At 73.7% G+C, this 13007-nt stretch carries 12 protein-coding genes; 4 read left to right on the top strand and 8 right to left on the bottom strand.

The genetic code is table 11. The features are described from left to right. The 3 genes from ACFVS9_RS08770 to ACFVS9_RS08760 form a co-directional block, all read right to left on the bottom strand. The gene (locus tag ACFVS9_RS08770; protein WP_383117537.1) at positions 1–1032 is read right to left on the bottom strand and encodes a 7-epi-alpha-eudesmol synthase; all 1032 of its coding nucleotides are present in this window, start codon (positions 1030–1032) and stop codon (positions 1–3) included. Positions 1033–1381: 349 nt separating this feature from the next. After that, positions 1382–1810 (bottom strand): pyridoxamine 5'-phosphate oxidase family protein, encoded by a 429-nt coding sequence (locus ACFVS9_RS08765; protein ID WP_383117536.1) that lies wholly within the window; start codon positions 1808–1810, stop codon positions 1382–1384. Between the two features lie 78 nt (positions 1811–1888). Continuing rightward, entirely contained in the window at positions 1889–2419 is a 531-nt protein-coding gene (locus tag ACFVS9_RS08760; protein ID WP_389931103.1) for a universal stress protein, read from the bottom strand. A 173-nt stretch (positions 2420–2592) separates the two neighbouring features. Here ACFVS9_RS08760 and ACFVS9_RS08755 point away from each other — a divergent pair, with 173 nt between their 5' ends. Further along, entirely contained in the window at positions 2593–3060 is a 468-nt protein-coding gene (locus ACFVS9_RS08755; protein WP_389931101.1) for a GNAT family N-acetyltransferase, read from the top strand. A gap of 73 nt (positions 3061–3133) precedes the next feature. Here the strand turns inward: ACFVS9_RS08755 and ACFVS9_RS08750 are convergent, their stop codons facing one another. Beyond that, a complete protein-coding gene (locus ACFVS9_RS08750) occupies positions 3134–4036 on the bottom strand; it encodes a glycosyltransferase family 2 protein (RefSeq protein ID WP_389931099.1) in 903 nt (300 codons plus the stop codon). Positions 4037–4116: 80 nt separating this feature from the next. After that, positions 4117–4698: a GNAT family N-acetyltransferase gene (locus tag ACFVS9_RS08745; RefSeq protein WP_389931097.1), complete on the bottom strand. Its 582-nt coding sequence runs from the start codon at positions 4696–4698 to the stop codon at positions 4117–4119. Positions 4699–5009: 311 nt separating this feature from the next. Here ACFVS9_RS08745 and ACFVS9_RS08740 point away from each other — a divergent pair, with 311 nt between their 5' ends. Beyond that, positions 5010–6005, top strand: a complete 996-nt coding sequence (locus ACFVS9_RS08740; protein WP_389931095.1) for an aldo/keto reductase — start codon at positions 5010–5012, stop codon at positions 6003–6005. A 608-nt stretch (positions 6006–6613) separates the two neighbouring features. Beyond that, positions 6614–8668, top strand: a complete 2055-nt coding sequence (locus tag ACFVS9_RS08735; RefSeq protein WP_389931093.1) for a protein kinase — start codon at positions 6614–6616, stop codon at positions 8666–8668. Positions 8669–8774: 106 nt separating this feature from the next. Here ACFVS9_RS08735 and ACFVS9_RS08730 read toward each other — a convergent pair whose 3' ends face one another. The 3 genes from ACFVS9_RS08730 to ACFVS9_RS08720 form a co-directional block, all read right to left on the bottom strand. Beyond that, positions 8775–9629, bottom strand: a complete 855-nt coding sequence (locus ACFVS9_RS08730) for a PhzF family phenazine biosynthesis protein (protein WP_389931091.1) — start codon at positions 9627–9629, stop codon at positions 8775–8777. A 167-nt stretch (positions 9630–9796) separates the two neighbouring features. Further along, positions 9797–10261 carry a lamin tail domain-containing protein gene (locus ACFVS9_RS08725; protein ID WP_383117528.1) on the bottom strand — a complete coding sequence of 155 codons (465 nt, stop codon included), beginning with the start codon at positions 10259–10261 and terminating at the stop codon, positions 9797–9799. A 137-nt stretch (positions 10262–10398) separates the two neighbouring features. Continuing rightward, the gene (locus tag ACFVS9_RS08720; RefSeq protein WP_389931089.1) at positions 10399–11154 is read right to left on the bottom strand and encodes an SDR family oxidoreductase; all 756 of its coding nucleotides are present in this window, start codon (positions 11152–11154) and stop codon (positions 10399–10401) included. Positions 11155–11296: 142 nt separating this feature from the next. Between ACFVS9_RS08720 and ACFVS9_RS08715 the strand changes: the two genes are divergently transcribed. Next, positions 11297–12964 carry an alkaline phosphatase D family protein gene (locus ACFVS9_RS08715; RefSeq protein WP_389931087.1) on the top strand — a complete coding sequence of 556 codons (1668 nt, stop codon included), beginning with the start codon at positions 11297–11299 and terminating at the stop codon, positions 12962–12964. Positions 12965–13007: the final 43 nt, after the last annotated feature.

Raw genomic sequence — 13007 nt, 5'->3', positions numbered from 1 at the left:
TCAGACGGCGAGCAGATCGTCCAGCGATCCCCTGCCCGCCAGCTCAGCCGTGGCGGCCGGGCCCTCCTTCGCGGCGGAGTACCGGCCCGAGGTCAGCGCCCACTCGTAGTTGCCGCTGATCCAGTGCTGGATGGCTTCCACGCCCATCCGCACCTGGTCCCGCTGCTCGGCACCGAGCCCGAGCTCCTCGCACATCACCGGTACGCGCGCCTCCAGTTCGAGGTACTCCTCCAGGCACCGGGTGGTCATCCGGTACGCCTCGTCGGCGGCCTCCTCCCACGTGCAGCCGCGCTCCCGGTGCAGCACCGCGATGAGGTTGTGGCCGTCGCCGCGCCGCTTCTCCCGCTCGAAGGAGTGGATGTCGTTCATGAACCCGATGGTGTCCGCGGCCAGGTCCCGCATCCGGACCATCAGGTCGTGCGCCTGCACCTGGGCCGGCACCTCGAAGCCGCGGCTGCGTTCACCCGCGTCGATGCTGTGGTGGATGCCGACGGTGCGGCGGCGGAACTCCGCGTACTCCTCGATGCCGAGGGTTCCGGCTCCGCCCCCGGCCGCCAGGTCGACCTCCTCGGTGTGCGCCACGAGGAAACGGCCCCAGGAGGCGGCGAAGCGGGTCCTCCAAGTCAGGGACATGCCATCCGAGAGGCGGGCCCACACCTCGGCCCAGGCCACGGTGATCGGACAGACCACCCGGGGGGCCGTCCCGGCGGGCCTCAGCGGGGTGGCTATCAGCTCCCGCGCGACCTCCGCTATCCGGTCCGCGCGATCCGGACTCCCGGAGTCGAACTGATCATCGAACAGGAAGGCGAGGGAGAACCAGTTCATCAGGACGACCATGTCCTCGGCCGAGGCGTGCGGATAGGTCCGCGCCGCCGCCTGGGGCAGGTCCCAGGACTGGTACTCCTCGAACCCGGCCTGGCTGCGTACCAGGCCCATCTCCCACACCCAGCGCAGGTGGCGCTCCCGTGCGTGGGCGAGGTGCTCGCTGACCGGGGCCTTGAAGGGGAGGTCGAATGTGACGTCCTGCGGCATTGGCGTCCTCTCGTGAGACGATCCGCAGGCCCCCGCCCCTGCGGAAGGGCGATCGGAATTGACGCCCATTGACTCGAAGTGCACGTTTTGGGCCTGAAATTGATGGCTCATCATGTGCGCCCTGATGCTGCCCAGAGCCTAAACGATCTATGCCACAAGATCGGCTCGAACCATGTCTTGCGGAATCAGGGGTTCAGCCGACCCGGTCCGCCACCGGTTCCGACGGGGCCGCGCAGGTCGGCGCGGTGTCGCAGGTGACGGCGGAACGCCGGGGTTCCGCCGCCGGGGGCGGGTGCGGGATCCGGCCGCCCGCGCCCGGCGGCCGGTGCGCGCGGGCGGCCGGCACGGCTCAGATCTCGCCCAGATCCGAGCTGAGCCAGTGCTGGGGGCGCATGTGGATGACCACCTGCGCACCGTGGTCGCGCCAGGCCGACGCGACGTAGGCGTCGACCTTCCCGGCGGGCAGGTAGCGGGACGACATCTCCACCAGCTGGTCACGGGTGGCGGGGAGCGTGGCGACGACGGGGCCCTCGACCGAGACGTACCGCACGGTCGGGGTGACGCGGTCGGCCATGATGCTGAAGCGCCCCGCGTCCGCGATGGCGAGGCCCTTGCGCGAGTCGCGTCCCGTCATGATCCACAGGTCGCCGCCGGGCAGGTACTGGTACCAGATCGGCACGGTGAGCGGCGCCCGGCCCTCCTCCGCCGCGTCCACGGCCAGTGCGCCGACATGCGGTTCGGCCAGGAACTGCTCACGCTCTGTACGGGTCAGGGGCACGGCTGAACTCCTCCGGTGGGTGGGCGGTGCTGCCTGGAGGCCGCATTATGCAACGTTCGTCCCGTTCGGTCCGTGGAGTCACACGCCGTCCCGGTCCGTGAGTTCCCGCGTGTCCAGCCGCAGACGCAGGACGTTGCGGCGGTGGACGGCCGCCAGGCCGGCGCGCAGGGGTGACGGCGGTAGGGCCAGTACGGGGCACGGCGCGTGCGCCAGGCAGTACCGGGCCACGGACGGCCACAGGAGGCGGTGCGCCGCGCCGCGCGATCCGGTCCCCACCACGATCACGCAGTCCTGGTCGTCCGCGATGTCCACGAGTGCGGCGCCGGGGGTGCCCCGCACGGCGCGCCCGGTGAGCGGCACCCCCGCCCCCGCCGCCCCGAAGGCCGCGCCGAGCGAGCGGCGCAGCCGCTCGGCCGCATCCTCACGGAACACCGACAGCGAGGGCGCGGGACCGGTGAGGTGCCGCCCGCCGGCTCCCGCCCCGGGCGCGTCCCAGGCCAGTACGGCCCACAACTCCGCACCCCGCAGGCGGGCCTCGGCCGCGGCGCGGCGCAGTACCGCCGGACTCCCGTGCCCGCCGCCCACCCCGGCCACGACTCTCGGCCGCATCGCCCCCACCTCTCCCGAACGTCCCGCCGTCCGTCCTATGACAGCTCCGGGGAGGGCACCCGGAGCGCGGTGCTGACGGTCTCCTGACGCGCGGGCCCCGGATCCTGACGGGCCGCTGATACCGGCGGACCGCCCTGGTATACCTGTGCGTTCACGATGCGGGGGAGCGGCGGATGACCGAGGACACGACCGTACGGCTGCGGGCGGCCACCGCCGGGGACGCGGAGGGGATCACCCGGGTCTTCCTCGCCTCGCGGGCGGCCGCCCTGCCCGGTCTGCTCCGGGTGCACAGCGACGAGGACACGCTCGCCTGGATCACCCAGGTCCTCCTGCCCGGCACCAGGACCTGGGTGGCCGAGGGGGAGCCGGGGGAGGTGCTGGGCTTCGCCTCGCTGGACGGGGACGTGCTCGACCAGCTCTACCTGCGGCCCGACAGCCTGCGGCGGGGCATCGGGACGCTGCTGCTGGAGCGGGTGAAGGAGGCCTCGCGGGGGAAGCTGAGCCTCTACACCTTCCAGCGCAACTCCGCCGCACGCGCCTTCTACGAGCGGCACGGCTTCGTCGCCGTGGCGTACGACGACGGCAGCCGCAACGAGGAGAAGGAGCCGGACGTGCTGTACCGGTGGGCGGCGGCCGGCTGAGCCGTGTTCCTCCCCGGGAGGCCGGGCGCCCGGCGGACGGACCGGCCCCGGCCGGTGTGCCTCCCCCGCGCGTTCAGATGACCGGCGGGCGGCCCAGGCGCGTCATGCGCCACACGGTGCGCCACCGCATCGGGGCGCGTCCGCCGCACGGGGTACGCGTTCCCTCGGCGAAGCCGGCCGCCCAGGCGCGCAGACCGGTCGCCGAGCGGGTCCGGGCGAGGGTGAGCAGGATCCAGGTGCCGAGGTAGACGGGGACCAGGAGGAAGGGCAGGTTCCGGCGGGCCAGCCAGACACGGTTGCGTGCGGTCATGCGGTAGTAGACCGCGTGCCGGGCCGGGGACGTCCTGGGGTGCTGGAGCAGCAGTCCGGGTTCGTAGAGGACCGTCCAGCCCGCGTCCAGTGCCCGCCAGGACAGGTCCGTCTCCTCGTGCGTGAAGAAGAACTCGGCGGGCCAGGGGCCGGTTTCGGCGAGCATCCTCATGGAGAGCGCGTGTCCGCCGCCGAGGAACGCGGTGACCGGGCCCCCGCGCATCGGGTCCTTGGCGCGGAGGCGCGGAACGTGCCGGCGCTGCGTCTCCCCGTGCTCGTCCGCGATGCGGAAGCCGACGATGCCGAGGCGCGGGTCGGCGGCGTACAGCTCACGGACCGTGCGGAACACGTCCTTGTCCACCAGGAGCCCGTCGTCGTCCAGTTCGATGACGACGTCCACGTCACCGAAGCCGGCGAGCGCGTCCAGGGCCTCGTTGCGGCCGCCGGGGCAGCCGAGGTTCTCGGGGAGTTCGAGCAGGGTCACCCCGCCGTCGAGGTCCGCCAGGCCGGGGAAGGACCGGTAGTCGGGGAGCTCCGAGCCGTTGCCCACGACGACCACGCGGGCGGGACGCACATCTTGCATGGCCACCGACGCCAGCAGCGCCTCGACCTGCTGCGGGCGGTCTCCCATGGTGACGACGGACACGCCGATGCGTGGTTCGGACAAGGCTCGACTCTCCTGGGTGTTCCGGCGGTCGCGGGCATCCGCGGTACCACCGCGGTGCCCGCGATCGTAACGCCTCGTGTTCAGCCCGCCGCCGGTGGCCGGTCACCGGGCGGCCGGTCGTCGTTCAGCCGCGCGTACATCAGCATGTCGCGGCGCCGCCCCCCGATCTCCTGCCAGCCGCGCAGCAGCCCCTCGCACCGGTAGCCGGCGCTCTCGGCGGTCCGGACCGAGGCGGTGTTCCACGGTTCGACGAGGGCCTGGACGCGGGGGATGCGCAGCTCGTGCAGGGCCCAGGTGGTGACCGTGCGCAGGGCCGCGCCGGTGACCCCCTGACCGCGGCCCGGGACCGTCATCCAGTAGCGGAGCGCCGCCCGGCCCTCCGCCGCGTCCGTGAGCCGGAGTTCGATGAAGCCGACCGGCCGCCGGTCCCGGGTCCGCGCGATGGTGAACGGATACCCCGCACCGGCCGCCGCCCGGTCCCACTGGCGGCGGACGTAGGCCTCGGCCGCCTCGTCGGAGTACGGCGAGGGGATCGTGGTGATCAGCGGGATGTAGTCGTCCTCCGCCGCCTCGCGGACGAGGGGCAGATCGCTCATCTCCCAGGGCCGCAGGACGAAGTCGGCTCCGGCGGTCATGCTGGGGACGGTCAGCGGTAGGGCCATGGACGCCATCCTGCCCGGCCCGCGCCCCGCAGCCCGGCCCGACTCACCCGGCTCGCCCGGCTCGCCCGGCCGGCGTCCGGCTCCCCGGCCAGCCGGGGAACGCCCCTGCGGGCAGGGCTCCCGCGAGGACGAGGTCCGGGAGGCGGTCCGGGCGGTGTCGGCGCCCCTCCGCCGCCGCCGACCGCGCGGCCGGCTGCGGTGGCCGCGTGGGCCGGTGTGTACGTGAACCGGCCTCACGGCGAACGGCGTTGGCTCTGTTCCCGGCCGGGGCGCTTGACCTCTCGTGCGCTCCAACTCGTAGCTTCTGCGGCATGACGACGGAAACGGACTGGCGGCACAGGACGCACGACGGCAGCGGGACCGGCGCGGGAGCGCTCGGCTTCGGGTGCTGGGCGATCGGCGGTGAGTGGTCGGCCGCCGACGGCAGCCCGCTGGGCTGGGGCGAGGTCGACGACGAGGAGTCGGTGGCCGCGATCCGCCGGGCGCTCGACCTCGGGGTGACGTTCTTCGACACCGCGGACGTGTACGGGGCCGGGCACAGTGAACGCGTACTGGGCAGGGCGCTCGCGGGCAGGCGGGACGAGGCCTTCGTCGCCACCAAGTGGGGCAACCTCTTCGACGAGCGGACCCGCACGATGGACGGGGCCGACCGTTCCCCCGCGTACGCCCGTGAGGCGCTCATCGCCTCGCTGCGCAGGCTGGGGACCGACCGGATCGACCTCTACCAGCTGCACCTCGGCGACACCCCGCTCGACCGGGCGGCCGAACTGCGCGACGCCTGCGAGGAGTTCGTCTCCGAGGGGCTGATCAGGGCCTACGCCTGGAGCACCGACGACCCGGAGCGGGCCGCGCTGTTCGCCGAGGGCGAGCACTGCGCGGCCGTCCAGCACGCGTGCAACGTGCTGGAGGACGCCCCCGCCATGCTGGAACTCAGCGAGGAGCGGGGGCTGATCAGCGTCATCCGGAGCCCCCTGGCCATGGGCCTGCTCACCGGCGCGCGCGGCCGCCGCCGGGCGGCCGAGGGGGACATCCGGTCCGCCCCGCCCGCCTGGCTGAGCTGGTACGAGAAGGGCGGGGTGCCCGCCGGGCACTGGGCGGCATGGGTCGAGGCCGTCCGCGAGGTGCTGACCGCCGACGGCCGCACCCTCGCCCAGGGGGCCCTCGGCTGGCTGTGGGCCCGCAGCGGCCGAACGGTGCCGATCCCCGGCTTCCGGACCGTCGCCCAGGCCGAGGAGAACGCGGCGGCCCTCGCCCACGGCCCGCTGCGGCCCGAACAGATGGAGGAGGTCGCCGGCCTGCTCGCCTGACCAGGGCCCGGGCCGGCCCGCGCCACCACGGACGCCGGCCCGCGCGCGGGGGCGGGGGACGAGCGATCCCCGCACCGGCCTCGCCGCCGTCGGCCCGCGCGGTGGACGGGGCGGAACCCACTGCCACCGGCTCGCTCCAGTGGTCGGTGGCCCGCGTGTGGGCGGGCGCGGCGTCCGCCCACGCACGCCGGCTCCCGATCTGCCCGCCCGCGCGTGTGGCGGGGGTCCGGCCCGCTCACGCGCGGGCGGCCGTACCGCGCGCCCCGCCGCCTCCACGCCTCACGCGGCGACGGCGCGCCGTCCCGTTCGCGCGGGTGCCGGGTCCGCTCGTGTGCCGACGCCGGGTACGGTCCGCGCGTCCATCAGCGCGGGCCGGGCCGCCCCTCGCGCGCCCGTCGTCGTCCGCGGGACTGCCCGGTCACGGCGGGGGAGTGCCGGAGGCCGAGGGCCAACCAGAGCCCGGCGCAAGCCGGTTGAGCGAGATCGCCCCATTCGCCCCACCGTGCGTGCGACAGTCCCGTCCCGCCGCCCGGGCTGCCGTGCCCGGGATGTCACGGCCCGGCGAGGCGGCTGTCACCGACCGGTCACGCCGCTCGGATCTGTCCGAGATGCGTCTAAAGTTGCTGTCCCTGTCGATGAACATCTCCTGGGGGGCCTGGATGCGCAGCGAGGGCACAGCCGGCGGCGGTCCGGACGACGCGCCGGACACGGTGATAGCGGGCCGTTACAGATTGCTGCGCCAGCTCGGCCGCGGCGGGATGGGCGTCGTCTGGGAGGCCCTGGACACGAGCCTGGACCGGAGGGTGGCCGTCAAGGGGCTGCTCTACCCCGGCGCGGCGAGCTCCGACGCCCAGGCGAACTGGGTCAGCAGGGCGCGCCGTGAGGCGCAGGCCATCGCGAGGATCGGCCACCAGAACGTGGTCGCCGTGCACGACGTGATCGAGGACGGCAACCAGGTCTGGATCGTGATGGAGCTGCTCAACTCCCGCTCCCTCGCCGACCTGTTGCACGAGCAGCAGCAGCTCTCGGTGCCCCACGCGGCACGGATCGGCCTCCAGGTGCTGCGCGGACTGGCCGCCGTGCACGAGTCCGGGGTGCTGCACCGCGACGTGAAGCCCCACAACATCCTCTTCCGCCCCGACGGGCGCGCGCTCCTCATGGACTTCGGGATCGCCACCTTCGAGGGCGCGGCGCAGGTCACGCGCTCCCACGAGATCATAGGGACTCCGCAGTACCTCGCACCCGAGCTGCTCAGCCACACCCCCGACAACCCGCGCCCGGCCTCCACCGCGTCCGACCTGTGGGCGCTCGGTGTCACGCTCTACGAGATGGTGGAGGGCAGGCGCCCGTTCGACGGAGGCGGCAGCTTCGAGGTCCTCATCGCCGTCCGCGAGTCGCCGACGCCGCCGACGAGGTACGCCGGCCCGCTGGCCGGGCTGATCGCCGGGCTGCTCCAGAAGGACCCCGGGCAGCGGCCCGACGCCGCCGAGGCCGACCGGCTGCTGCGGGCCGTGACCCAGGACGTGGCCGCGCTGGACAGCCCGGTGGCCCGGGCCAGGCCCGCGGAACCGCCGCCCGTGAGGACGGCGGAGACCCCGGAACCGGTCCCCACCAGGCCCGGGGGAGGCGCCGGTGCGCCGCCCCCGGGCCCGGCGGGGCAGGGGAGTCCCGTAGGGCCCGCCGGTCCCGTCCGGCACACGCCGGGGGCGGGGCGGCCCGAGGCGTCGGGCGGCGGCCGTCCGGGCCGGTGGAAGGTCCCGGTGGCCGTCCTCTGCACGGCGGCGCTCCTCGGCGGAGGGCTCTTCGCCTGGAACCGGTTCGGGAGCGACGACGGGTCGAAGGGCGCCCCGGAGGCGGGCAGGGGTGCCCCCGCGGCCGGCGCGACGGAGGTCCCGAGGTTCAGCGACACCCACCGGACCCTGCGTGTCGGCGTCAAGGCCGACCAGCCGGGACTGAGCGTGAGGTCCGGCACCGGCTACAAGGGGTTCGAGGTCGACCTCGCGAGGGAACTCGCCCGGCATCTGGGCTTCAAGGACGGCCAGGTGGAGTTCGTCAGCGTGAACTCGGGCAACCGCAGCGATCTGCTGGAGACGGGGAGGATCGATCTGGTGCTGGCCACGTACAGCATCAGTGAACAGCGTGAGAAGGAGGACAAGGTGAAGTTCGCCGGTCCCTACTTCGAGGCGCTCAAGGGACTCCTGGTGCGCAAGAACCGGCCGTACAACGACCTCAAGGACCTCCAGGACGATCCCACCGCCGACGTCTGCACCGCGCGGGAGTCGGTCTACGCGGACTGGATCGAGAAGGAGGGCCTGGGCGGCCAGATGGACCTCCGCGCCGGGTACGAGGACTGCGTGAAGGCGCTGCTGAACCCCAGGTCGGCCGTCTACGCGGTGGCCACGGACGACGTGATCGTCGCCGGGCTCGCCGACAAGTACTCCGAGAAGACGAAGGCCCTCGACAGCCTCGGGGGATCCGAGGGCTACGGCGTGGCGATGGAGCAGGGGGAGACGGGGCTGCACCGTGAGGTGTGCGGGGCGCTGGCGGACATCATGGCGGGCACCGCGGGAGAGCCGTCGCAGTGGGCCGGGATCTACGCCCGGCACCTGAAGCCGATAATGAAGCAGCCGGCCCCCGAGGAGCCGAAGCTGACATCGTGCTGAGGGTCCGGCCCGCGTACCGGCCGGAGCGCACCCGGGCCGCGCGGGCCGCTCCGCCGGGCGTGGAAGCGGCAGGTCCCTGCCCGCGCCCGGCGGAGCCCCCGGGCCGTCAGCCGATGCGGGTACCCGTCCCGCTCACCCTGATCCGCGCGTCGCCGGGCCGCAGCCCGACGGTGAGGGTGCCCGGGCGTCCCATGTCGGCGCCCTGGTGCAGGGTGAGGACCGCGTCGTCCGGGACGAGGCCCAGTTCGCGCGCGTAGGCACCGAAGGCCGCCGCCGCCGCGCCCGTCGCCGGGTCCTCGACGACACCGCCGACCGGGAACGGATCGCGGACGTGGAAGACGGTGCCGGACTCACGCCACACCAGCTGAACGGTCGTCAGGTCCAGCCGGTGCATGAGGGCTTCCAGCCGTGCGAAGTCGTACGACAGGTCCGCCAGGCGTTCCCGGCTCGCGGCGGCCAGCACCAGGTGGCGGGCGCCCGCGTACGCGATGCGCGGAGGCAGCGCGGGGTCCAGCCCGGCGGCCGGCCAGTCCAGTGCGGCCAGCGCCTCCGCCACGTCTTCCGGCGCGGCGTCCGTGGTGTGCGGCTCGACGCTGGTCAGGGTGGCCCGGAGCTCGCCGCCCTCACGGGCGACGGTGACCGGCACCGTCCCGGCGGGAGTGGAGAACACCAGGTCACCGGGGCCGTCCCGCTCGGCGAGCGCGATGGCGGCGGCCACCGTGGCATGGCCGCAGAAGGGCACCTCCGCCTTCGGGCTGAAGTAGCGGACCGTGTGCCCGCCACGGCCGTCCGGCGCGGTGAGGAACACCGACTCGCTGTAGCCCAGCTCCGCCGCGATGGCGAGCATCTCCGGGTCGTCGAGCCCTGAGGCGTCCAGGACGACCCCGGCCGGGTTGCCCCCGTCCGGGTCGGCCGAGAACGCGGTGTAACGGAGGACCTCGGCGCTGTGGTGTGTGCTCATGCCGCACGTCAACCGTGGGCCGCGGGCCCGCATTCCCCGGCGGCCCCGGCCACGCCCCCCTCGGCGCGTCCGGCCCCTCGGTCGGGGTGGTCCGGAGCCCTGACCCTCCGGACCACCCCCTGGCCGCTCCCGCGGACCCCCCGGCCGCGGCGGCCCCTTCACTGCGGTCAGTGGCAGACCTTCACGCCGTTGCCCCGGCCCCAGGAGCAGGAGTGCAGGAGTGCGCCGCCCGGCTTGATCAGCCGGGCCTTGTCGCCGGTGTTGTTCCAGACGTACGAGCCGCGGTTCCAGTAGACGTGGGAGGCGGTGTTCCGGCCCTTGCCGGTGTGGACCCGGACCGTCTTCCCGGCGCCGATGGTGAAGCCGGGGAAGGTGTAGGTGTAGCCGGTGTCGTCCTTCAGCTTGTAGCCCTTGAGCTGAAGCTTCGACCTGCCGTTGTTGTGGATGTCCACGTACTCGGCGTTGAGGGACGTGTTCGTCCGGGTGTCCTTGCCGGGGCTGTCGTACTGGATCTTGCCGAGGTGCAGCCCGCCCCGGTGGGAGGCCGCCGAGGCCGGGGCCGTGGCCAGGAGCGAGCCGGCCAGTGCGGTGGCGGCGGCCAGGGCGAGGGGCGCGGCGGTGCGTATGCGCATGCGTTGTGGTCCTTCTGTGTTCATCCGGTGAAGGTCAGCAGCATACGGGCAGTACGCGCTTGCCCGGACCCGGAGTCAGAAACTCGCAATTTCTGTCATTCGAGGGCGAGTTACGGGCAAGCGTCGATCGAAACAGATCAGCCGCGACCCACGTACGGCATGGCCGTCGCCAGCACCGTCGCGAACTGCACATTGGCCTCCAGGGGCAGCTCCGCCATGTGCAGGACCGTCCTGGCCACGTCGTCCGCCGCCATGACGGGCTCGGCGGCCACCTCCCCGTTGGCCTGGAGGACGCCCGTGCTCATCCGCTCCGTCATGTCGGTGGCCGCGTTGCCCACGTCGATCTGCCCGCAGGCGATCCGGTACGGCCGTCCGTCCAGCGACAGCGACTTCGTCAGGCCGGTGACCGCGTGCTTCGTCGCCGTGTAGGCGACGGAGTGCGGGCGCGGCGCGTGGGCCGAGACCGAGCCGTTGTTGATGATCCGGCCGCCCTGCGGGTCCTGCTCCTTCATCAGGCGGTACGCGGCCTGCGCGCACAGGAACGTCCCCGTCAGATTGACGTCGACCACGGCTCGCCAGTCCTCGTACGCGATGTCCTCGACCGGCACCGCGCGGGGCCCGAACGTCCCCGCGTTGTTGAAGAGCAGGTCCAGCCGCCCGAAGCGCTCCTGTACGGAGGCGAAGAGGGCGGCCACCTCGTCCGGATCGCTCACGTCGGCGGGCAGGCACACCACGGCGCCCGGTCCCGCGGCGGCGGCGGTCTCCTCCAGCGCGGCGCGGCGCCGGCCCGCCAGGGCCACCGTCCAGCCCGCACCCGTGAGAGTGAGGGCGACCGCCCTGCCGATCCCCGATCCGGCGCCCGTGACGACGGCGATTCTCTGCTCAGCGTTCATGGCCCGGCAGCGTACGGGAGGTTTCACGGCGGCCGGCACCCGGTGCTCACCGCACCGCCATACGGATGTTGTGTACGTGCCAACGGTAAGTCGTCGTCCCGCTCTCCCATGTCTCTGACACCATCCGCCACGGGAGGGGCATATGACACCCGCACAGATCAGCAGGACGCCCGGCCAGGGCGGGCACTCCGCCGAACTGCGCGGCGCCGCGCGGAGGATCGGGGCCGACGTCGGCCGCCGCCGGTTCCTGACCGTCACCGGCGCCGCGGCGGCCCTGGCCTTCGCCGTCGGCCTGCCCGGCGCGGGCACGGCGGCCGCCGCCGAGCTCGACGCCCGGAGGATCACCGAGGACCCGTTCACCCTCGGGGTGGCGTCCGGGGACCCGCTGCCGTCGTCGGTGCTCCTGTGGACGAGGCTCGCGCCCCGCCCCTACGAGGCCGACGGCGGGCTGCCCGCCCGGCGCGTCGAGGTCCGCTGGGAGGTCGCCCACGACGAGCGCTTCCGGCGGATCGTGCGGCGCGGCACCGCCACCGCGCACCCGGAGTTCGCGCACAGCGTGCGGGTGGACGCGGGCGGACTCGACCCCGACCGGACCTTCTACTACCGCTTCCGCGCCGGCAGTTGGACCAGTCCCGCGGGCCGCACCCGCACGGCTCCCGCCCGCGACGCCCGCAACAGCTCCCTGGCCCTGGCCGCCGTCTCCTGCCAGGCGTACCACGACGGCTACTTCACCGCGTACCGGCACCTCGCGGACGAGGACGTCGACGTGGTCCTCCACCTCGGCGACTACCTCTACGAGTACGCCGTCAGCGCCACCGGCGGCGCCCGTGGCTACACCGACCGGGTCCTGCCGGACCACTTCGACCGGGAGACGATCACGCTGGAGGACTACCGCATGCGGTACGGCCTCTACAGGTCCGACCCGGACCTGCGCGCCGCGCACGCCGCGCACCCCTTCATCGTCACCTGGGACGACCACGAGACCGAGAACAACTACGCGGGCGACGTTCCGGAGAACAGCGTCCCGACCGAGGAGTTCCTGCTGCGCAGGGCGGCCGCCTACCGCGCGTACTGGGAGAACCAGCCGCTGCGCACCCCGCAGCGCCCCGTCGGCCCGGACATGCGGCTCTACCGGCGGCTGCACTTCGGCAGGCTCGCCCAGTTCGACGTCCTCGACACCCGCCAGTACCGCAGCGACCAGGCCTACGGCGACGGCTGGCGGGTGCCGGGGCCCGAGTCGGAGGACCCGTCGCGCACCATGACGGGCGCCGCCCAGGAGCGCTGGCTGCTCGACGGGTGGAAGACCTCGGACGCCCTGTGGAACGTCGTGCCGCAGCAGGTCGCCTTCTCCCGGCGGCGTGACGTGCCGGGCGACGCGTACAAGCTGTCCATGGACTCGTGGGACGGCTACCCCGCCTCACGCGAGCGCGTCATGGACGGCGCGCGGGCGGCCGGGATCGAGAACCTCATGGTCCTCACCGGTGACGTGCACGTGGGCTACGGCTTCGACCTCAAGGCGGACTTCGACGACCCCGCGTCCAGGACCGTCGGCACGGAGATCGTGGCCACCTCGCTCACCAGCGGCAAGGACGGCACCGACAGGCCGTCCAACTGGGACACCCTCACCCGGGCCAACCCGCACCTGAAGTTCTACAACGGCCGCCGCGGCTACGCGCTCGTCACCCTCGGCACGGAGCTGGCGCGCGCCGACTTCCGTACGGTGTCCGCGGTCACCACGCCCGGCGCCCCGGTCAGCACGGCCGGATCCTTCGTGACCGAGGCGGGGAACCCGGGGCTGACACCCGCCTGACCCGCCGTCGCGCGAACCGCCGCCGGGGGACCGGAGCCGGCCC

It is taken from the genome of Streptomyces sp. NPDC058008 (assembly GCF_042886395.1).
Taxonomy (GTDB): Bacteria; Actinomycetota; Actinomycetes; order Streptomycetales; family Streptomycetaceae; genus Streptomyces.
Note: the sequence above shows the minus strand (reverse complement) of the source record. Positions and strands in the feature narration are given on the sequence as shown.

What these genes read in the sequence shown, in the direction of transcription:
- ACFVS9_RS08770 (WP_383117537.1), bottom strand. Translation starts at nt 1,032, where the DNA reads ATGCCGCAGGACGTCACATTCGACCTCCCCTTCAAGGCCCCGGTCAGC.
- ACFVS9_RS08760 (WP_389931103.1), bottom strand. Translation starts at nt 2,419, where the DNA reads ATGCGGCCGAGAGTCGTGGCCGGGGTGGGCGGCGGGCACGGGAGTCCG.
- ACFVS9_RS08755 (WP_389931101.1), top strand. Translation starts at nt 2,593, where the DNA reads ATGACCGAGGACACGACCGTACGGCTGCGGGCGGCCACCGCCGGGGAC.
- ACFVS9_RS08745 (WP_389931097.1), bottom strand. Translation starts at nt 4,698, where the DNA reads ATGGCCCTACCGCTGACCGTCCCCAGCATGACCGCCGGAGCCGACTTC.
- ACFVS9_RS08740 (WP_389931095.1), top strand. Translation starts at nt 5,010, where the DNA reads ATGACGACGGAAACGGACTGGCGGCACAGGACGCACGACGGCAGCGGG.
- ACFVS9_RS08735 (WP_389931093.1), top strand. Translation starts at nt 6,614, where the DNA reads ATGCGTCTAAAGTTGCTGTCCCTGTCGATGAACATCTCCTGGGGGGCC.
- ACFVS9_RS08730 (WP_389931091.1), bottom strand. Translation starts at nt 9,629, where the DNA reads ATGAGCACACACCACAGCGCCGAGGTCCTCCGTTACACCGCGTTCTCG.
- ACFVS9_RS08725 (WP_383117528.1), bottom strand. Translation starts at nt 10,261, where the DNA reads ATGCGCATACGCACCGCCGCGCCCCTCGCCCTGGCCGCCGCCACCGCA.
- ACFVS9_RS08720 (WP_389931089.1), bottom strand. Translation starts at nt 11,154, where the DNA reads ATGAACGCTGAGCAGAGAATCGCCGTCGTCACGGGCGCCGGATCGGGG.
- ACFVS9_RS08715 (WP_389931087.1), top strand. Translation starts at nt 11,297, where the DNA reads ATGACACCCGCACAGATCAGCAGGACGCCCGGCCAGGGCGGGCACTCC.